The organism is Actinomadura chibensis NBRC 106107, assembly GCF_001552135.1.
GTDB classification, from domain to species: domain Bacteria; phylum Actinomycetota; class Actinomycetes; order Streptosporangiales; family Streptosporangiaceae; genus Spirillospora; species Spirillospora chibensis.
Genome location: NZ_BCQP01000052.1, coordinates 14870 through 34156 on the forward strand (window position 1 = coordinate 14870; position 19287 = coordinate 34156).

Genomic DNA, 19287 nt, shown 5'->3' on the forward strand with positions numbered 1-19287 from the left:
ACGAATGACCCCACGAACGGCCCCACGAATGACTCGACGCCGAAAGGAGAGAATTCCCCGTGATTCTGGTCACTGGCGGTACTGGAAACGTGGGCGGTCACGTCGTCCGCCAATTGGTCGAGGCGGGGGAGAAGGTGCGGGTCCTCACCCGCGACCCCGGCGCGCATTCGTTTCCGGACGGGGTCGAGGTCGTCCCCGGCGACCTGAGACGTCCGGAGACATTGCGGGCGGCGTTGTCCGGTGCTCCCCGAGTGTTCCTGTTCCCCGTCATGACCGGGCTCGGCGGCTTCCTGGACGCGGCCCGCCGCGCCGACACCCGCCATCTCGTCCTCCTGTCGTCGGTCGCCGCCACCTATCGCCGCCTCGGCTGGATAGGCGAGAAGCATCTGCGGCTGGAGAACGAGGTCTCCGCGTCCGGCATCCCGTGGACGTTCGTCCGCCCGGGCGCGTTCATGACCAATGACCTGGCCTGGAAGCGCGAGATCCAGGAGGCCGGGGTCGTCCGCGCGGCCTACGGGAACGCCGCGACGGCGCCCGTCGACTCGCGCGACATCGCGGCCGTCGCCGTCCGGGCGCTGCTCGACGAACGCGCCGGGGAGTCGTTCTCCCTCACCGGCCCGGAATCGCTCACCCAGGTCGAGCGGGTGCGGATCATCGCGGAGACGGTCGGCTGGCCGGTGCGTTTCGAGGAACTGTCCCCGGACGAGCACCGGGAACGGATCCTCCGGCTGCACGCCGGACTGCCCGAGCCGGGCGTCGACGAACTCCTCGACCTGCTCGCCGAGAACGTCGGAAAGGACGCCGAGGTCCTCCCCACGGTCGAAGAGGTCACCGGACGTCCCGCATTCACCTACGCCGAATGGGCCGCCACTGCGGGATTCGCCCCCGTCCAGCCCTGAACTGGCACCTGAGAAAGCAGGAACGCGCCGCCGGGAGTGTTAAGCACCCGGCGGCGCGTCCTAAACGCACCAAGAGCGGTGACCGCCTGGCTCTAGCCGCTCTAGCGGCTCGCCTTGCAGTACTGGTCCTGCTTTCCGATCGCCCGGTAGGGGCAGTCGGCGTATTCGGCGAGGATCAGCAGCGGGTCCCGGTTGACCTGGGTCAGCGCCTCGATCTGCGAGGGCGCCGGGTAGAAGCTGCCGCCGCCGAGCTCGAACGTGTAGGAGAAGATGCGCTGGTCTCCCCACGTCCAGTCGCCGGAGCTGCCGTCGTTGATGTAGAGGTCGCTCGACTGTTCGGGCGTGTACCCGTTGATCCGGGCGACCTCGGTGCCGATGGCGCGGTGCGCGGCCTCCTCGTCCGCCGACATCGAGCCGGGGACGGTGTTGGCCGTCGTGTACCCGAACGGCCACAGCACCAGGTTCGCGACGGAGTGGATGTCGAGGAACATCTTGATCTGCTGCTTGCCGCCGATGTTCCGGCTCCGGATGAAGTTCGTGACGGCCTTCAGCTCGGGCGCCGACTCGGGCGACGGCCCGCGGTAGGTCTCACTGGCCGGGCTGCTGGACGACCCGCCGCAGCACCCCCACTTGAAGTTGTAGTTGCGGTTGAGGTCGGTGCCCTGCCCCTGCCGGTTCTTGCGCCACATCCGCCCGGCCTGGGTGTCGCTGGTCATGTCGTAGATCTGGCCGTCCACGTTCAGGATCGGGATGATCCAGAACTCGCGGCTGTTGACCAGGTCGGTGATCCGCTTGGTGGAGTTGTACTCCTTGGTGAGGATGTTGATCAGGTAGAGCGCCTGCTCGTTCGTGATGCGCTCGCGGGCGTGGATGTTCGCCTGGTAGAAGACCTCGGGCTCGTCCTCGTCCGTCGCGACGTTGTCGCTGATCTTGACGCCGACGATGTCGCGGCCCTCGTAGGTCTTGCCGATCGTGAACTTCTTCGCGATCTGCGGGTAGTTCGCGACGACCTGGTCCAGCTCGGCCATCGTCTCCGCGTGGGTGTGGTAGGACGCGGCGCTCGCCGGGTAGCGGGGGAACGCGCCGAGCGGCCGCACCTTGAACCCGAGCCGCTTGATCGCGGCGGTCTCGGCCGGGATCGCGCTGACCTCGATCCCGCCGTCCGGGCGCTGCAGGTCGATCGCCGCGCCGGTGCGGGCGAGCTGCGTCCGCTGCTCCGAGGTCTTCGGCCCCGTCACCAGGTACCGGGCGGAACCGGACGGCGCGGGCTCCGCGGCGGCCTGGGCCTGCCCGGCGGGCAGGACCGTCGCGCACAGGCAGGCCGCGGCGAGGGCCGCCTTGAGGCTGCGTGATCTCATCGCGGGCCCCTCACGCGGCCGGACGGTACGGGACGGCAGGCGTCGCGGGGATGCCCGCGAGCTTCCACACCGCGTACGCGGCGGCGTTCGTCGCGGTGCCGAGCACGGACGACTCGATGTTGTTGATGTCGTCGCAGCGGGTGTGGTAGCAGGGGTCGTCGCCGCTGCTGATGCCGCTGACCTGGATGCCCGCGCTCTTGAACGACGCGTGGTCGGACCGCGCGCCGACGTTGATGCCGTTCGTCCCGATGCCCTTGCTGCGGAAGTACTCGGTGAACGTCGCGCCGAGGGTGGAGGAGTCGGTGTAGACGCCCCAGGTCCGGGTGTTCTTCGCGCCGACCATGTCGAAGTTCAGGTAGGCGCTGATCTTGGACCGCTCGGCCGCGGGGAGCTGCTGCACGTAGTACTTCGAGCCGATCATGCCGAGCTCTTCGGCGCCCCACCAGCCGAACCGCAGCCGCTTGGTCGGACGGGCGTTGGCGCGGGACACCGCGAGCGCGGTCTCCAGGACGGCGCTCGTCCCCGACCCGTTGTCGTTGATGCCGGGCCCGGCGGGGACGCTGTCGAGGTGCGACCCGAGGAACACGATCTGGTTGGCGTCGCCGTAGGGCCAGTCGGCGATCACGTTGTAGCCGGTGGAGCCGTTGTAGGAGAAGGACTGCAGCGTGGTCTGGAATCCGGCCGCGTCCAGCTTGGCCTTCACGTAGTCGGCGGAGGCGCGGAACCCAGGCTTGCCGTGCGCCCGGTTGCCTCCGTTCGAGGTGGCGATGGACTGGAGTTGCTGGGCGTGCGCCATCGAGTTGGCCGCCGGAATGTCCGGCGACTGGACGGCGACCTGCGCCGGACGCGGCGCGGGCTGGGCCAGCGCGCCGCCGGGGACTCCCAGCAGCGCGGCGAGGAGCCCGGCGCCGACCGCGGCCGAGCCGAGCAGGCTTCTGCGTTTCAGGAGCCTGGCAGGTGTCGTGTCGCGCATTTCGCAATTCCTCCTGGCGGGGGGCTCTGGCGCATGCCGCGCCAGAGGGGGGATGACGGTGGATGCTATACGCGGTCATTGGCCGGGTAAACGGCAACACCGGACGAGTTTTCTACACCGCATCGAAAAGGCCGGTCAACCGGCTTGAACGAAGGAAACGGATTGAACTTCGCGCGGTCGGCGCGCGGACCCGTTTCGGTGATCTAGAAACCCGGGTGCCGAACGGGACGGCGGATGGCGCGCCCGGCGGCCCGGCAAGGGTACGCCCGCTTGACCAAAGGTTCACCCCGGTATTTCCCGGCGGAGCGGTTGTGCCGAGCGCGATCCGGTTAGGGGGCCATGGGGGTGCGACGCGCGTTAGGAAAGGACGGGTATGCGATGGCCATGCTGGTCGAGACGATCTCCGCGCAGCTCACCGTGCCCGAGGACGATCGGGACATCGCCTGGTTGCGGGAGAGCCTGCAGGCGGCCATCGCCGTGGAACTGGCGACGATCCCGCCCTATCTCTACGGAATGTGGTCGATCAAGGACAAGTCCCAGGAGGTCTACCGCCATATCCACGCCATCGTGATGCAGGAGATGCTGCACATGGGCCTGGCGTGCAATCTGCTCTCCGCCGTCGGCGGGCATCCGGAGATCTCGGCGGCGGCCCTGCACTATCCCGCGAAGCTCCCCGGCGGGGTGCGGGAGAACTTCCCGGTCTATCTGGAGGGCCTGGCCGCCGCGCCGAACAAGCCGGGCGACGTGGTGAAGAAGGTCTACATGGAGATCGAGATGCCGGAGCACCCGGTGGCGTTCGCGCCGACGGACGGCTCCGGCGGCCGGGAGACCTTCCCCACCATCGGCGCCTTTTACCAGGCGGTCAAGAAGTGCATCAACAAGCTTTCGCCGCAGTTCGGCGGGACGCAGCAGGCGGCGCGGGCGATCGGCCTGTTCAAAATCAGCAAGCTGGCGGACGCGAACAAGGCCATCGACCTTATCATCGACCAGGGCGAGGGCAGGCCCGAGACCGGCCCCGGCACCCTCGAAGAACTCCCGGCGGACCGTAGCCCCGCGAAGGTCGCCCACTACTACCGCTTCAAGGAGATCTGGACCGGCCACCACCTGAAATACAACTCGGCGCAGGGGAAATGGAAGTTCGACGGGCCGGTGATGAAACGTCCCGCCGTTTATCCGCTGGCGAAGATGGGGGCGTCCGGCGTCCCGTCGCCGAGCGCGGAGCTGAAGAAGCGGCTCAAGGAATGCAACGACACCTACCACCTCGTCCTGAGCGACCTCGAAACCGCGTGGAAGACGGGCCGGGAGGACGACCTGGACCAGGCCGTCGACCGGATGCGCAACCTTGAGGACGGCGCCGCCGAGCTCATCAAATACCAGGTCGGCAGGAACCTCCCGAAGATCTACGGCCCGGAGTTCACGCCCCCGCCCGGCCCGCGAACCGACACACGCGAAAAAGCGGACCGCAGCGCCGCGTTGACCGACTGAGGGGCGGGGAATGGCCGAGATCAGCATCGCCGACGTCACGAAGGTGGAGATCCATCCCGCCATCGGAATCGCCAGGGTCGGCGGCAGCGACGAGTTCTTCATCGGTCCCGAGGTGCCGGGCGCCGTGCCCGAGCCGCCCGGGAACACGCTGGAGACCAAGTTCAAGGACGCGCAGGGCCGCGTCAAACGGCAGGCGGCGCGGTTCCGCTGCTTCGGCTACGACGACCACGGCAAATACGTCGACCTCAGCGGGAAGGCCGAGGTGACCGTCAATTGGGAGGTCACGCTCGCCAACAAGAAGGCGGCGGCCCTTGAGTTCCCGGACGGCGCGCAGCGGCGCAACCCCGGCCAGCAGGAAAAGGATCTGATCATCGCCCCCGGTTCGCGCGGCATCGTCGGAAAGAAGACGGCGACGCCGCCCGCGCCGGTCGCCTTCGACAACGGCCGGGTGAAGTTCACCCTGGACAACGTCCCGAAGGTGATCGACAAGATCTATCTGGGCGAGTTGCGCACCGACGAGGACGGACGCCTCCTGGTGCTGGGCGGGCGGGGCGTTTCGCAGCACCATCCCGGCGCCGAGCTGACCGACACGTTCAACAGCCCCAACTGGTGCGACGACGTCTCCGACGGGCCGGTCAAAGCGGAGGTCGCCATCACCGTGGGCGGCGCCGAGCGGAAGTTCACCGCGGAGCCCGCCTGGGTGATCGTCACGCCGCCGAAGTTCGCGCCGGAGGCCGAGAGCCCGACCTCGCTGTGGGACCAGATCATGCACGCGTTCGGCGTCAAGGCCCCGGCCCGGCCGTCCTATGTGCACGACATCTTCCCCATCCTGCAGAGCCCCCGGACGATGAAGGGCGTGAGCGCGGCCTCAAGCGGGCATCACGGCTGGCGGCACCCCGTCATCGACGAGGCCACCCGGCGGCGCGTCTTCAAACGGATCGGGGACCCGTCGAAGAACGGCACCGGCGGCACCGACTCCCTCATGCCGAAGCTGACCGAACTGGCCAAGGAGTACCCGAGCCTCACGCCGCGCCAGTACGAGATCATGAAGAAATGGCGGGAAGGCACCTTCGAGAACGACTGGAAGGCGGAATGGGGGAACGACAGGCCGCCGTTCGCGTCCTTCCCGATCACCCCGGACGGACTGGACCGGGCCGCGCTGCACGCCTGTGTCGGAGCCGCGTTCTACCCCGGCATCGAAGGCGGCCGTTTCCTGATCGAGAAGAAGGACGGGAAGCCGAAGAACTGGAAGACGCCCTATCCGCGGCTCCGGTTCGCGGCCCATGTGAAGCCCGGCGACGTCACCGCGCGGATGGCGGTCCCCTGGCAGGCCGACTTCTACGCCTGCGGCCCCGTCTGGTGGCCGGCGCCGCGTCCGAACGAGGTCGTCCCCCGGAACAAGACCAATTACGTGGACTGGGACAGGAACGTCGCCGTCGACTCCGGAATGGTCAATAAATGGTGGCAACTCGGTTATGTGCTGCGGGACGCCGACGGCCGGTGGGTGGAGGTCGCGCGGAGCCTGCGGAGTCCGACCCCGCTGGAGTTGACCCGCGTCGCCCACAAGGTCAGCGCCGCCGTCTCCGGACCGGAGCCGCTGTGGCCGGACGCCGGACGCCTCGCCGCCGACCTCGCCGGAGCCGCCGTGCTCTCGTTCGGGCAGGCGACGGCCGAGGCGGAACGTCCGCACACCTGGCCGCTCTGGCTGACCGAGCTCGACGAGGAGCTGACCGTGGAGGTCCGCGGCGCCGACCTCGACCGGCTGGAGGTGAGGCTCGCGCCGCCGCTCGGCCCGCCGCTCGCGCCGGGCGACTTCGGCGTCGGCACGTCCCGCGCGGACGGGCGCGTGGAACTGCGGGTCGAGCTGCCGTTCCACGTCCAGGCGGGCCGCTACACCCGGGCGGGCCTGTGGCAGGTGGAGGTGCGGGCCGACCGGGAGACGACCTACCAGCTCGCCGCCACGGCCAGGTCGCTGATCACGTTCCCGGCCGTGACGACCGCCGGGCAGGACGGCTCCATCAGCGCCCGCGTCGACTTCACCGGCGCGCCGATCAGCGACGGGACGGCCGTCGTCCAGCCGCTGTCGCCGGAGCGGGAACTGGAGGAGGTCGCGCTGCGGTCGGAGGGCGCGTCCGGCGCGAAGGCCGACCGGGTGGCGGGTGACGTCGCCCTGCAGAAGGCCGAGTACCTGCGGATACAGGTCACGGGGACGTCGCCGATGGGGCATCCCTTCGTCCGGGAGCGGCTCCTGCGGACGAGCGACCTGCCGTGACCCGTCCGCCCGACGTCGCCGTGGTCGGCGGCGGACCGGCGGGCGCGGCGGTCGCGTGGCGGCTGGCGCGCGCGGGGGCGGCGGTGACGCTCGTCCACGACGGGCGGGACCGGTGGCGTCCGGTGGGCCAGCAGCTCGCCGCCACCGCCCGCCCGCTCCTGGACGAGATGGGGGTGCTGGACGCGGTGGCCGCCGTGTCCGTGCCCGTCCACGAGGCGCGGAGCGCGTGGCCGGGCCCGGAGGTCGTCTGCCGTCCGGCCATCATGAGCCCGTTCGGCCCTCCGCTCGCCGTCGACCGTCCCCGCCTGGACGCCCTCCTCCGCGACGCCGCCGTGCGGGCGGGCGCCCGCCCGGCCCACGGAAGGGCCGAAGGCCACCGCGTCCTGATCGACGCAACAGGCGCAACGCGCGCCGCGTCCCGGACCCGCCTTTCGTGGACGCGGATAGACCGCCTGCGCTGCGCCCTGTGGAAAACACCCGCCCCGACGCCGCAGCCTTGGTCATTGGTAGAGGCCGCTCCAGACGGCTGGTGGTATACGTCCCCCGACGCCGCCGACGGGCAATTGACCGTAATGCGAGTAGGCGACAATCCGGCGGCGGACACCGCGCCGCCACCGCATACGGCGCACCGCCTCGGCCGTCCGCTTCCCGCCGCGTCCGAATTCCGCGTCGCGACGATCGGGCACGCGAATCCACCCTGGTCGGACGCGATAATCGCGACGGGCGACGCGGCCGTGGCGGTGGACCCGCTGTCGTCGTCCGGCCTGGACAACGCGCTCCGCCTGGCCGCCCCCGCCGCCGACGCCGCACTCGGCCTCCTGGACGGCGACACGAAACCCGCCCGCCATTACGCGCAAACCGTCCGAACAATGGTCGAAGAGCACCTGGCCAATCGTCGCCACTACCTGACCCTTCCCGGCCACGCCACACCCTTCTGGGTAGCACGCCATAAACAAAACGAGGTTACTTTTTGATCTTGTGGGGGCACGGAGAGCCATGATGAGTTGATCCAGCCGCCCGAGGTCCGTGGGCGAGACCGTCGCGATGAACGCCGCGGACGGCTTCGCAGGCCGGCGCGCGGCGATCTCGGGGGGAAACGCGATGACCATGTCTCAGACCGGCATGAGAAGAGACCGAAGACGGCGCTGGAACCGGGTGTGGCTGACCGGCCTGATGGCCCTCGTGATGGCGGCCATGTGCCTGGTCGCCGACCCGGCGGCGGCCCGCCGTCCGGCCGTGGCGGCCCCGCCCACCGATCTCGCCCTCGCGACCGGCTACAACGGCGCCGGGCAGTTGGGCGACGGCACCACCACCGACCGGACCACGCCGGGAGAGGTGGCCCTGCCCGAGGGCGTCACCCTCACCGAGGTCTCCGGCGGCGGGAACCACAGCCTGGCGGTGACGTCCGACGGCCGGGTGCTGGCCTGGGGCCTCAACCTCTCCGGGCAGTTGGGGGACGGCACCAACGTCCAGCGCACCACCCCGGTGTACGTGAACCTGCCCGCGGGCGTCACCGTCACCCACGTCTCCGCGGGCTGGAGCGACAGCCTGGCGGTGACGTCCGACGGGAGGGTGCTCGCCTGGGGCGGCAACAGTCACGGGCAGTTGGGCGACGGCACCACCACCCAGCGCAACACCCCGGTGTTCGTCGCTCTCCCCGCGGGAGTCAGCGTGACCCAGGTCGCCGCCGCCGAGTATCACAGCCTGGCGGTGACGTCGGACGGGCGCGGCCTGGCCTGGGGCGCGAACCAGTCGGGGCAGTTGGGCGACGGCACCACCACCGACAGCCTCACCCCGGTGTTCGTGGCGCTGCCTGCGGGCGCCACCATCACCCAGGTCGACACGTACGAGGACTTCAGCCTGGCCGTGACGTCCGACGGCCGGGGCCTGGCCTGGGGCCGGAACCAGTACGGCCAGTTGGGCGACGGCACCACCACCGACCGCCACACTCCGGTCTACGTGCTGCTGCCCACCGGTACGACCATCACCCAGATCGCCGCCGGTTACTACCACAGCCTTGCGGTGACGTCCGATGGACGGGAACTGTCCTGGGGCCGGAACAACTTCGGGCAGTTGGGGAATGGCACCACCACCAACCGTTCCACTCCGGGCGAGGTGATCCTGCCCGAAGGTGTCACTGTGGTCGACACCGACGCCGGGCAGTTCCACAGTCTCGCGTTGACGTCCGACGGCCGGGTGCTGGCCTGGGGCTACAACGTCTTCGGGCAGTTGGGGGACGGCACCACCGACCAGCGCACCACCCCGGTCTTCATGATTCTCCCGGAGGGAGAGGTGGTGACCGCGATCTCCGGCGGGGCCTACCACTCTCTCCTCCTGGCCGAACCGGCGAGGAGCGCCACGTCGCTGACCGCCGTGCCCACCGAAGCGGCCCCGGGCCAGGAGGTGAGCCTGACCGCGAACGTGACCTGCAACGCGGGCGCCCCGACCGGCACCGTCACCTTCCTGGACGGTGACACCGTCATCGGCACCGCCGAGTTGGACGCCACCGGCACCGCCACCCTGACCACCAGCAGTTTGGAACCGGGCCGCCGCCAGATCACCGCCCGGTACGAGGGGAACGGCGGATGCCCGCCCTCCACCTCCGAACCGGTGACGGTCACCATCACCGAGGAACCCCCGCCGCCGGGGCCGTGCGGCTGGGACAAGCTCAAGGTGGAGAAGACCGTCGACCGGACCAAGGTCAAGGTCGGCCAGCACGTGACCTACCGCGTCCGCGTCACCAACACGTGCGACACCGTCTTCCGGGACGCCGCCTTCACCGACGACCTGTCCGGTGTGCTGGACGACGCCCGACTCGTCGGATCACCGCACGCCACCACCGGGCACGTCACCTACGACCCGCCCATACTGCACTGGGTCGGCGACCTGGAACCCGGCGCCACCGCCGAGATCACCTACACCTTCGTCGCCCGCAAGCCAGGCAAACTGCGCAACCACGTCACCTGGCACTGCCGCGCCCCCGAAACCAGCAAGGTCCGCTGGGACTGCACCATAACCACCACGACAAAGGTCATAGGCAAACACCACTAACCACCACCAACCGGGGCCCGCTCAGCCACATCACCTGAGCGGCCCCGGTCCCACCATCTCCATCAGCCACCGAGCCAATAGAAGAACCCCGATCCATCGAAGTAAGCCGGGGGTTATCGTGGTGTGCGGGGCTGCCTCAGGTGGCGGGGCTACCTGTGCCCGGGCACGTCTCCCGGCTCCCCGGCTTCTGGTGCGCCGGGGTCGGGCTGCCCGATCCCGCCGACGTGCTCTGACCGCAACTAGGGCAGTTGGCCATGGTCAGACCTCCTCTCGCTGTTGGTACTCGCCCCCGGAGTTGAAGCTCGCACCGGCGGGTGCGGTGTAAAGGAAGACGCCGTACACGTTGGCACCTGAGTGCATGCGCACATTGACGCCGCACTTCTTGGAATCCGGCCGCTGCGACGTCCTCTCTACGGAGGAGATCTCATCGCTGCCGCCGTTGGCGATCAGCGCCGCTACGTGAGCCTCGATAAGCGATAGTTGGACGCGTCCTGAGGCGGGCAGGTCGGGCAACTCCACGGGGGCGGGTGGTTCGCCGGTGACCGGCTTCTCCGGTTGGGACTGATCCTCGCCCCCGGTCGCTGCGGTCCGCACCCACTGGAGGGCGACCGTCGCGCCGGTCCGGAGTGTGATGACGTGGCCACAGGGCTTGTCCTTGATCCCTGCGGCGGCGAACGTCTGCACCCCGGTGATGGAGGGACTTCCGTTCAGTACGTCCTCGATCCACGGCGCCCACCTGGGCAGTCGCATATGTCCTCCGCTAGTCCTGTCTTTTGGTCGGTGCGGTGGCAACGGTACCTGCGCGCCAGGTGGCCGGGCCCCTGAACTCATGGGTGCCCACGTTCTGGGACGACGGCAGGATGTTCAAGCCGTTCATATCGCCCCTGCCGTCGTTGCTCTGAGGTCGGCTGGTACTCCAGGCGCTGACCGTGATCGCACCGCTGGGTGACCTGGGTCTCAGGACTGGACGAGTTGGGCGGCGTGGGCGGCTTCGTCGGGGCGGAGGCGGCCGGGGTGTGCGGTGCGGAGCCGCCAGTGCGTGGTGACGCCGTCCGGGCCGTCGAGGCCGGCTCGGGAGAGGCCCGCTTCGATCCGGGTGCGGACCTCGGCCTCGTCCGCGGGGGCGGCGGCGAAGAGGACCCGTAGCCGTACCTCGTCGCCGGAGCGTTCCGCGGTGGTGTGGTGGGGCGCGAGCGGGCACGGCGGCTCGTGCTCCCAGTGCCCGCAGAGTGCGACGGTGATGGCCGCTCCCGGCGCTCGCACGTCGCCGCCCGCTTCCAGGCTCACCACCGCGTCATGGACGAATGCCTGCCGCATCCGTCCAGTATGCGCCGGATCGGCGCCAGGCCGGAAGCGCCCGTCTTCGTGCGAGAGGATCGGGCGGTGACCACGACCATCGACAAGATCGCCTGGATCCATCTGGAGAACGGCAGGATCCTCAGCACCCGCTCGCTCGGCAAGGACGTCTACTACCTCCCCGGCGGCAAACGCGAAGAAGGCGAAAGCGACCTCGACACCCTGGTCAGGGAAATCGAGGAAGAACTCGCCGTCGCCATCGTCCCGGCCACCGCAGCACATGTGGGCACCTTCCGGGCGCAGGCCCATGGCCACACCGTCGGCGTCACCGTGCAGATGACCTGCTACACCGCCGACCACCACGGCCGGCCGACCCCGAGCAGCGAGATCGCGGAAGTCGTCTGGCTCACCTACGCCGACCGCGACCGGGTGTCCCCGGTCGACCAGATCATCTTTGACCACCTTCACCAAAGCGGCCGACTCCACTGACGCGGCGAAGCCGATTCACCGGTATCGGCTCTTCTCCTTGGGAAGGCCGTGTTTCGGTCGGCTTCGCTCTACTTGCCTTTCGGCTTGATCACCTGGTACGGCCGCATCATTTCGTTGTCTTCGTGCTCGATCATGTGGCAGTGCCAGACGAATCGGCCGGGAATGTCGAAGTGGGCTTTGACCCGGGTGATCTGTCCCGGCAGGGCGGTCACGGTGTCCAGGTAGCCGGTGTCGGACGCGCCGGGCGGGGACGTGCCGTCAGGGCCGCGCCCGACGACCTGGAACTGTACCTGGTGCAGATGGATCGGATGCGCGCCCTCGGTCTTGTTGTGCAGTTCCCAGATCTCCGTCGAGCCGAGGAGGGGAAGCTCGGTGACCGGGTCGCCCCACATTCGCGGCTCCGGGACGCCGTCTGCGGTGACCGTGCCGAGGAGCGTTCTGGTCGGGCTCGCGTTCGGGTTCTGGATGGTTGACATTTCCTCGGTGAGCAGGAGCCGACGGGTGTTGGACGCCGGGCCGAGCCGCGGGAAAGGGGGAAGCCGGAGCTGATCGGGCGGGACGCTCTTGTCGGTGCCGACGCGCGGACCGACCACGAACTTCAGCACCTGGCCCGTCGTGGACGGGTCCGCCGGTGGTTTGGTGGCGTCGCCGTGGAAGGGGCTGTCCGGTCCCTCGTTGATGAGCCACAGCTCGGTGCCCACGGGCTCGTTGGTGAAGTCGACGATGCTGTCGATCCGGTTGGCGGGCGCGACCTGTACCTGGTCGGACCGGATCGGAGTGGGCAGGAATCCGCCGTCGCTGCCGATCTGCCAGATCGGCAGCGCGGCCCGCGCGGGGCGTGCGGTCGGGTTCGCCGCGATCTTCAGGATCAGGAACCGGGAGTTGGAGCCGTTGAGGAATCGAAGGCGGTACCGGCGCTGCTCGACGTTGAACACCGGCCAGGTCCGTCCGTTGGCGACGATGGTGTTCCCGAAGAACTCCGGATTCCAGATCGGCGGTACGTCGGTGGTCGGAATATAGGGGCCGGTGTAACCGTCGGGGGCTCCGAAGAAAGCCCGGCTGGCCGGATAGAAAAGGGAACCGTCTGTGTTGAACGATCGGTCCTGGATCACGATCGGAATGTCGTAGTAGCGCGTTCCCGGTGGGTCGCCGACCGCCGGTGCGGGCTCGGGCAGCACCCCGGGCGGGAGATCCGAGGGGCCGCCGCTCAGCAGGTAGAACCCGGCGAGGCCCGAATAGACGTTCAGCCGCGTGATGCCGAGCGCGTGGTCGTGATACCAAAGGGTGGTCGCGCGCTGATCGTTGTCGTACTGGAAGGTAGCGCTTCCCGGCCGCCACCGGACGCCGTGCCGTTCGGCGAATTCTTCCCGGAACCGGTCGTAATAGGAGCCCACGCGGGCGAAATCGGGCGGTATGTTGGTCGCCGCCGGGAGATACCACGCCTCCGGGTAGCCGTCGCTGTCCTCCGTGTCGTGCCCGCCGTGCAGATGCGTCACCGTGGGCACCGGCCCCCGGTACGGTCCGGGCGTCGAGGTGAACGTCGGGGCGGAGTCGCGGCCGCTGATCCCGCCCGGCGGGTTCGCCCAGTGCAGGGTCGGATCCACGGCCAGCATGGACGGCAGGAACGCGCCCCGCCGATCGACCAACTGGTTGATCCAGGTCACCCGCACCGGGTGGTCGACCCGGGCGTTGATGGTCCAGCCGGGATAGCTGAACGTCGCGTGGTCGCTGGTCGAACCGTAGCCCCACACCGTGGTCGTCGGCAGACCGGACGGAAGCACCTGCTGCCGAAACTGGCGTATCCCGATCCGATATTCGGTGATCCCGCGTCCATGGCCCACCGGCGGCATCGCGGGCGGAACCAGCAGCGGTGAGACATACTTCGGAATCGTCGCCGGATCCAGCGGCGACGCCCCTCGCAGGGCGGCCCAGGAGGTACGCGAGGGAAACAGCGCCAGCGCCCCGCCGACGGCGGCGCCGACCTTCAATACGTGCCTACGCGTATACATGAGCCGTTTGCGCTCCACTACCGACGGCGACTTCAAGGAAACGCCGGGGAACTGCCCGATGCGCCCTCGCCGCTAAACCAGCACCCGGCAAAGTCATCGCCCTGAACCCGTCCAGTGGACAAGGTGTGAAGGACGTCCCCAAAAGTCGCGATTTGGGCGCGCCCCCCAGCCATGCTCACGGCCAGACGAATTGCGAAACCCGCCGCCCGTCCGCTGGACCGCACGAGAGAACCCCGGCTTGCCAAGGTAAGCCGGGGTTCGTTGTCGTGGGTGGGGCGGGGGTTAGGGGAGGTCGAGGTTTCCGGCCTTGGCGTTGTGGAGGAGGGTGCGGAAGGAGGCCGGGGTGAGGGCGAGTGCGGGGGCGGTGGGGTTTTTGCTGTCGCGGACGCCGACCCTTCCGGGGAGGCTCGCGAGTTCGACGCACGCACCGTTTTCCGTGTTGCTCCGGCTCGACTTGCGCCAGTTGGTCGTCATGAGTAGCTCTCCAGTGCTTCCATCAGCAGGGCCTGAGAAGGGCCCAGCGGAGCGGCCACCTCGCCTATCCGGTCGTACAGCAGCGTGTACCGCTGCACGTCCGGCGGGCTGATGATCAGCCGCCCCTCGTCGGGATCGTCGGTGTACGCCACGTCGCGAGCGTCTACGGTCAGGAGTTCGAACGCGCCGCTGAGGCCCGGATGCGCGTTCGCCTCCGGCTGCACGAGTCGGATGCTCACGTGCGGGAGGTCCGCCAGTCGGGCGAGGTGCTCGATCTGTTCCCGCATGACGTCCTTGTCGCCGATGGGCTGCGCGAGGGACGCCCAGTTGATCAACGCGGAGATGTGCGGGGGGTCGTCGCGCTCGAACACGGCCTTCTGTCTGTCCATTCTCCGCTGCAGTCGCTCCTCCAGTTCTCCTGAGAGCCCTGACGCCAGCACGGCCCGCGCGTATGCCTCGGTCTGGAAGAGCCCCGGGATGAGGACGAGCTCCCACAGCCGTAGCCGTGTTGCGCGTCGTTCCCAGTCCGTGAGCCCGACCAGCCAGTCTCCATCTTGCGCCGCGTTGGCAAATCCGACAAGACGGGTGAACAGCAGATCTGTGTCCCAAGCCTCGTCAATCACCTTGGCGAGCTTGGCGGGAAGGTGAATCGCCCCCGATTCGTAGCGCGAAACCACCGAACGAGTTCGGTCTATCTGGTCGGCCAGCCGAGTGCCTGACCAGCCGCGTTGCTCGCGGTGGAAGCGCAGTTGGACCGCTATTAAGTGCCAGAGCGAGCGGTCGGGATCTAGATCGATTCGTTCGACCACGGCTTCACCTCCCTGTTGCATTCGATTCGCGAACGTAGCGAATTTACCTCGGGTGAGCGCATCATTGGGCCCGGAGAAACAAACATCTGGCCTGGGAGTTGGTGTCGGGCATGGGCGTGCATGAAAGGAAATCCGGTCGAAGTCGGGCAAATGCTCGAACGGAGCGGTCTTCTTCGGATGTTCCGGCTCGCCGCATTTCGGACGTTCCGGATGTGCCGGACGCGTCCGCGATGTTGGACGTGCTGCAAGTGCTTTCGCCCGTGCATTCCGAGCGGCTGACGATTCTCCGGACGGTGCAGGAACTCCTGACGCCCGACAGGCGTTTGGCGGCCGTCATTACCGAGGATCGCGGATATCCGGCGCTGCGCGTCGCGCGGCTGGACGGGCGCGGGTCCTTGTTGGTCGGTTGCGCTTACCGCCGGGACCGTGGCGCGTGGTGGATCGTCACCGGGTGGGGTGACGGGACGCGGTGGCTGGCGGATGCCGGGCGGCTTCACGTCGGAGTTCGGGGGGTCATGGAGATCTTGGCGGGAGGGGCTGGGTGTGGGCGGTGAGTTGGTCGCGCGGCCGGAGGCGCTGGTGCCCGTCGCGGTCGCGGCCTATGAGCAGGCGTGGCGGCAGGAGCGGATGCCGATGCGGCTGGGGCACGTCGTCTGCGCGATCGCCGAGGACGAAGCCCGGGGCCTGCTGGCCATGACGACCGAGAGGCCCGCGGTGGACGCGCTTCGAGCGGCGTGCGACGTGGTGCACCCGGTCATGCGTCGGCTCTTGTTGTCGCACGGCTATCTGCCCGAGACGGCGAACCGGTTGCGGTCGCTGGCGTCCGGGATCATGCGGGACGCGCTGGACGAGACGGCGACGCCTCCGGAGAGTCCTTAGAGCGTGAACTCTCACGCGGGAGGGGTGACCCCCCGTGTGAGCGCCCCCGGGACCTGAGCCCCCCACTTGGGGTCCCGGGGGCTTTTTATTCGTCCGGCCTATTCCCGCGGCGGTGAATGCTGCCCGGGCGGTCAGAGTTGTTTGCCCGAATGGTTGGTGCGTGCGGGCAGTGTTTGTTCTTGCGCTTCCTTTTGCGGTTCGAGCGTGCACATGATCAAGGTGACTCGGCCATGGAGGGAAGGGCAGGAGTTTTGAGTTTCGCAGGGAAGAGAGCATTGTTGAGAACGGGCGCCGCGCTGGTCGTGCTGGTCGCGTCGGCATTGCCCGTCGGGCGTGCGGACGCCGCCGCCGCGCTCACCGACGTCGGCGTCTACGAAGGGTTCGGCGAGGGGTTCGCGGTGGCGATGACCTCGCTGGACGGCAAGGGCGACCAGGTCGTTCTCGGCGGGCGGGGGCTCGCCGTCCTGGACGAGAACTCGCTCAAGACGCACAAGCCGCGCTGGTCCTACCACTGGGCCGACTTTCCCGTCCGCGGTCAGGGCGGGGACAACCAGTGGATCACCGCGGTGGAGCCGCTCCGCGACCCGGCCACCGGACGCACCGACCTGATCGCGTCCACCTCGGTCAACGAGCTGATCAGGTTCGACGGCCGCACCGGACGGATCGTCTGGCGCCGCGACGACGCGTTCCTCTACACGCTCGGCGACCATCTGAGCCTCGTCCCGCAGGGCGCGGGCAAGCCCCCGGCCATCGTCGGCGAATACGGGACGACCGCCTATTCCAGCGCCGATGGCAGCCCGCTCTGGAAAGCCGCCGTCCCGGACGGCGATTTCGCGCCCGGGTGGGTGACCGCCGCGCAATTGAGCCGGGGCGCGAACCCGGCGGTGGTGTTCGGCGCGGAGGCCGACTGCGGGCCCGGTGGCGGCCCCGATTGCACCGGGCACCTTTTCGCCTACAGCGGGGACGGAAAGCGGCTCTGGGAGGTGAAGCCCGGAGGGCAGACCACGTCCATGGTCACGGACGACGTCACCGGAGACGGGCTCGCCGAAACCGTCGCGGGTGACAACCAAGGCCATGTCGCGGCCTATTCGCCGACCGGCGAATTGCTGTGGCGCGTCCAGGCCGGTGAAAGGCCCGTGGGGGCCGTCGCCGTCCAGGGCGGCCGGGTTTACGCCGCCGCCGACGACAATCTCGTCGCCTTCGACGCGGCGGGCAGGCAAGTCTGGTCGCAGCCCATGGAAGGGCAGGTCACCAAGCTGGAGCCCGCCGACCTCGGCAAGGGCGGACGGCTCCTCGCGGCGGTCTCGGTCGCCAATCGCGTGGCACGGGTCGTCGCCGTCGACCCGGAGCGCGACGGCGACCGCCGGACCTGGCAGTCCACCGTCTACGGCCGCGTCGAGGACTTCGCGGTCGGCGCCTGGCGCGGGCGCCGCGTCGTCACCGCCGGGGCGGACGACGCCGTCGTCCACGCCGTCTGGGCCGACAGCGGCGAGCCCGCCTTCGACTACCTCGGCCACAGTTGGGTCACGGGCGTCGCGGCCGGACGCGTCGACCGGACGGACGCCGTCGCCCACACCGACGACCAGGGCCACGTCGTCCTGTCCGACGAGCGGGGTACGGAACTGTGGCGGCGCTGGCTGGGCGGGGACGACGAAGCCGCCGCCGACGATGTCGCGTTCGCCGACGTCGGACGGGACGAACCGGCCATCGTCGCCGCAGGGGCGGGCACGCAGGGGAGCGGCGTCGTCCGCGCCTACGACGGGCGCGGGAACGAGCTGTGGACGGGCCGTGCGGACGGCGAGATCGTCCAGCTCATCACGGCGAAGCTCACCGCCTCAGGGCCGAAGGCGATCGTCGGGGCCGTCCAGCGGGGCGGGTCGTCGGGGGTGGCCGCGTTCGACGCCCGCACCGGCGCGACGCTCTGGGAGCACATGATCGGCTCGGCGGGTCCGACGCTGGCCGCCGCCGACGCCGACGGGGACGGCCTCGACGAGATCGCCTACTCCAGCAAGCCGTACCCGCCCGACACGCCGGGGACGCTCGCGCTGCTGTCCCCGTCCGGCGACGTCCGGTGGAAGCAGGAGAACCTCGAAATCCGCGACTGGCTCACCGTCTCCGGCGGCGCCGTCGTCTACGGGTCCAGGTCGGACACCGGCTCGGTCGCCGCCGTGTCCGCCGCGGACGGAGCGCCGCGCTGGCGGACGAGGCTCGGCTCCCAAGTGGGGTTCGGCACGCTCGTCCCGCAGCGGTCCGGCGTGGCCGCCTCCACCGGCGCGGGCGAGGTCGCGCTGCTCGACACGGCCACCGGACGCGTCGCGTTCCGCACGCGGATCGTCTCGGAAGCCGCCACCGCCGGGCCGTTGAGCGTGTTGCCCCAGGCCGGGGGAGACCCGGTCATCGCGGTCAGCGAGAGCGGCGGACGCAACCGCACCAAGGTCCACGTGCTGTCGCTGGACGGCCGCGTCCTCGCCACGAGCCCGCGCTTCCAGCAGGGCCACGGCATCGACATCGCGCCGACGGGAGGCGGCGCCGGGGTGGCCGTGGGCGCGGGCCTGTCGGTCTACTCCTACCGCTACCGGTAGGCGGCCGCCCGCCGGGCGGACCGTTCGCGGACGGCCCGCCCGGCGGGGCGCTCAGGGGGAGTCGTCCCGCCTGTCGAGCTCTTCGAGGAGGATCGGGACGCCGACGTCCCACGTCTGGACGCCGATCGCGCTGGCGATCTCCAGCACGGCGGCGATCTCGTCGGGCGTCGCGCCGTGCCGGGCGGCGTTGCCGATGTGGACCCGCAGCCCGTCGGTGAACAGGTGCGTCGCCGACGCGTCGATCGCGACGTAGATCAGTTCCTTGACCTTCGGCTCCAGCGCGCCGCGCCGCCACGGGACGGACGAGAAGTCCAGGTAGGCGGCGAAGAAGCCGGGCGCGCGGCGCAGCACCTCGTCCCAGCCGGAGTCCCAGTAGCCGCGCCGCCGGACGAACTCCGCCCTGATCGCGTCCACATCCGCGTCGGCCGGGGGGAGCGGCAGGTCGCGCAGGAGCGGGAAACCGACGCTCGCCGCGTGGATTCCGAGCACGGACACGAGCTGGAACGTCTCCAAGATCTCCGCCCGCGTCGCGCCGTTCTCCAGCGCCCCGCGCACATGCCGCCGGATTCCGGGCTCGTGCAGATGCGTCACCGCCGCGTTCACCGCGAGCGCGACCAGTTCCCGGACCTTCGGGTCGAAGGACGGGTGCCGCGACGCGACGTCCGCCAACCGCGCGGACGCGGCCTCGAATTCGGGGTCGATGTCGGTCAA

General features: G+C 69.5%; 16 protein-coding genes. 8 read left to right on the forward strand and 8 right to left on the reverse strand.

Features of this window, described 5'->3' with window-relative positions; genetic code table 11:
* The first annotated feature begins 59 nt into the window (after positions 1-59).
* Positions 60-899, forward strand: coding sequence for an NAD(P)H-binding protein (locus ACH01S_RS28845; RefSeq protein ID WP_067898430.1), 840 nt, complete (start codon positions 60-62; stop codon positions 897-899).
* Positions 900-1000: 101 nt separating this feature from the next.
* Here the strand turns inward: ACH01S_RS28845 and ACH01S_RS28850 are convergent, their stop codons facing one another.
* The gene (locus ACH01S_RS28850; RefSeq protein WP_067898433.1) at positions 1001-2257 is read right to left on the reverse strand and encodes a M14 family metallopeptidase; all 1257 of its coding nucleotides are present in this window, start codon (positions 2255-2257) and stop codon (positions 1001-1003) included.
* 10 nt (positions 2258-2267) lie between these two features.
* Positions 2268-3230, reverse strand: coding sequence for a M28 family peptidase (locus ACH01S_RS28855; protein ID WP_067898436.1), 963 nt, complete (start codon positions 3228-3230; stop codon positions 2268-2270).
* A gap of 378 nt (positions 3231-3608) precedes the next feature.
* On the opposite strand from ACH01S_RS28855, the gene ACH01S_RS28860 reads away from it, so the two are divergent.
* The 4 genes from ACH01S_RS28860 to ACH01S_RS28875 all read left to right on the forward strand — a co-directional run bounded on the left by ACH01S_RS28860 (position 3609) and on the right by ACH01S_RS28875 (position 10038).
* Entirely contained in the window at positions 3609-4715 is a 1107-nt protein-coding gene (locus tag ACH01S_RS28860) for a ferritin-like domain-containing protein (RefSeq protein WP_067898439.1), read from the forward strand.
* Positions 4716-4725: 10 nt separating this feature from the next.
* A complete protein-coding gene (locus ACH01S_RS28865; RefSeq protein ID WP_067898442.1) occupies positions 4726-6987 on the forward strand; it encodes a LodA/GoxA family CTQ-dependent oxidase in 2262 nt (753 codons plus the stop codon).
* The gene (locus tag ACH01S_RS28870; RefSeq protein WP_067898445.1) at positions 6984-7961 is read left to right on the forward strand and encodes an NAD(P)/FAD-dependent oxidoreductase; all 978 of its coding nucleotides are present in this window, start codon (positions 6984-6986) and stop codon (positions 7959-7961) included. The genes ACH01S_RS28865 and ACH01S_RS28870 overlap by 4 nt, the downstream gene beginning before the upstream one ends.
* Before the next feature lie 148 nt (positions 7962-8109).
* On the forward strand, positions 8110-10038 hold the full coding sequence (locus ACH01S_RS28875; protein WP_218010438.1) for an RCC1 domain-containing protein: 1929 nt from the start codon (positions 8110-8112) through the stop codon (positions 10036-10038).
* A 258-nt stretch (positions 10039-10296) separates the two neighbouring features.
* On the opposite strand, the gene ACH01S_RS28880 is transcribed toward ACH01S_RS28875, so the two are convergent.
* Complete coding sequence (locus ACH01S_RS28880) at positions 10297-10788, reverse strand: hypothetical protein (RefSeq protein WP_067898450.1); 492 nt, start codon at positions 10786-10788, stop codon at positions 10297-10299.
* Positions 10789-10995: 207 nt separating this feature from the next.
* Entirely contained in the window at positions 10996-11355 is a 360-nt protein-coding gene (locus tag ACH01S_RS28885; RefSeq protein WP_067898453.1) for a hypothetical protein, read from the reverse strand.
* On the opposite strand from ACH01S_RS28885, the gene ACH01S_RS28890 reads away from it, so the two are divergent.
* Positions 11335-11823, forward strand: a complete 489-nt coding sequence (locus ACH01S_RS28890) for an NUDIX hydrolase (protein WP_246236836.1) — start codon at positions 11335-11337, stop codon at positions 11821-11823. The two genes, ACH01S_RS28885 and ACH01S_RS28890, sit on opposite strands and share 21 nt — an antisense overlap.
* A gap of 68 nt (positions 11824-11891) precedes the next feature.
* Here the strand turns inward: ACH01S_RS28890 and ACH01S_RS28895 are convergent, their stop codons facing one another.
* The 3 genes from ACH01S_RS28895 to ACH01S_RS28905 form a co-directional block, all read right to left on the reverse strand.
* Positions 11892-13868 carry a multicopper oxidase family protein gene (locus ACH01S_RS28895; RefSeq protein ID WP_246236834.1) on the reverse strand — a complete coding sequence of 659 codons (1977 nt, stop codon included), beginning with the start codon at positions 13866-13868 and terminating at the stop codon, positions 11892-11894.
* A gap of 246 nt (positions 13869-14114) precedes the next feature.
* A complete protein-coding gene (locus tag ACH01S_RS28900) occupies positions 14115-14306 on the reverse strand; it encodes a DUF397 domain-containing protein (protein ID WP_067898458.1) in 192 nt (63 codons plus the stop codon).
* Positions 14303-15115, reverse strand: a complete 813-nt coding sequence (locus tag ACH01S_RS28905) for a helix-turn-helix domain-containing protein (RefSeq protein ID WP_067898461.1) — start codon at positions 15113-15115, stop codon at positions 14303-14305. Before ACH01S_RS28905 ends, ACH01S_RS28900 begins: the two co-directional genes overlap by 4 nt.
* A 543-nt stretch (positions 15116-15658) precedes the next feature.
* On the opposite strand from ACH01S_RS28905, the gene ACH01S_RS28915 reads away from it, so the two are divergent.
* Complete coding sequence (locus ACH01S_RS28915) at positions 15659-15994, forward strand: hypothetical protein (RefSeq protein WP_067898466.1); 336 nt, start codon at positions 15659-15661, stop codon at positions 15992-15994.
* 278 nt (positions 15995-16272) lie between these two features.
* Positions 16273-18576 carry an outer membrane protein assembly factor BamB family protein gene (locus tag ACH01S_RS28920; RefSeq protein ID WP_067898469.1) on the forward strand — a complete coding sequence of 768 codons (2304 nt, stop codon included), beginning with the start codon at positions 16273-16275 and terminating at the stop codon, positions 18574-18576.
* A gap of 51 nt (positions 18577-18627) precedes the next feature.
* On the opposite strand, the gene ACH01S_RS28925 is transcribed toward ACH01S_RS28920, so the two are convergent.
* Positions 18628-19287 carry a carboxymuconolactone decarboxylase family protein gene (locus tag ACH01S_RS28925; protein WP_067898472.1) on the reverse strand — a complete coding sequence of 220 codons (660 nt, stop codon included), beginning with the start codon at positions 19285-19287 and terminating at the stop codon, positions 18628-18630.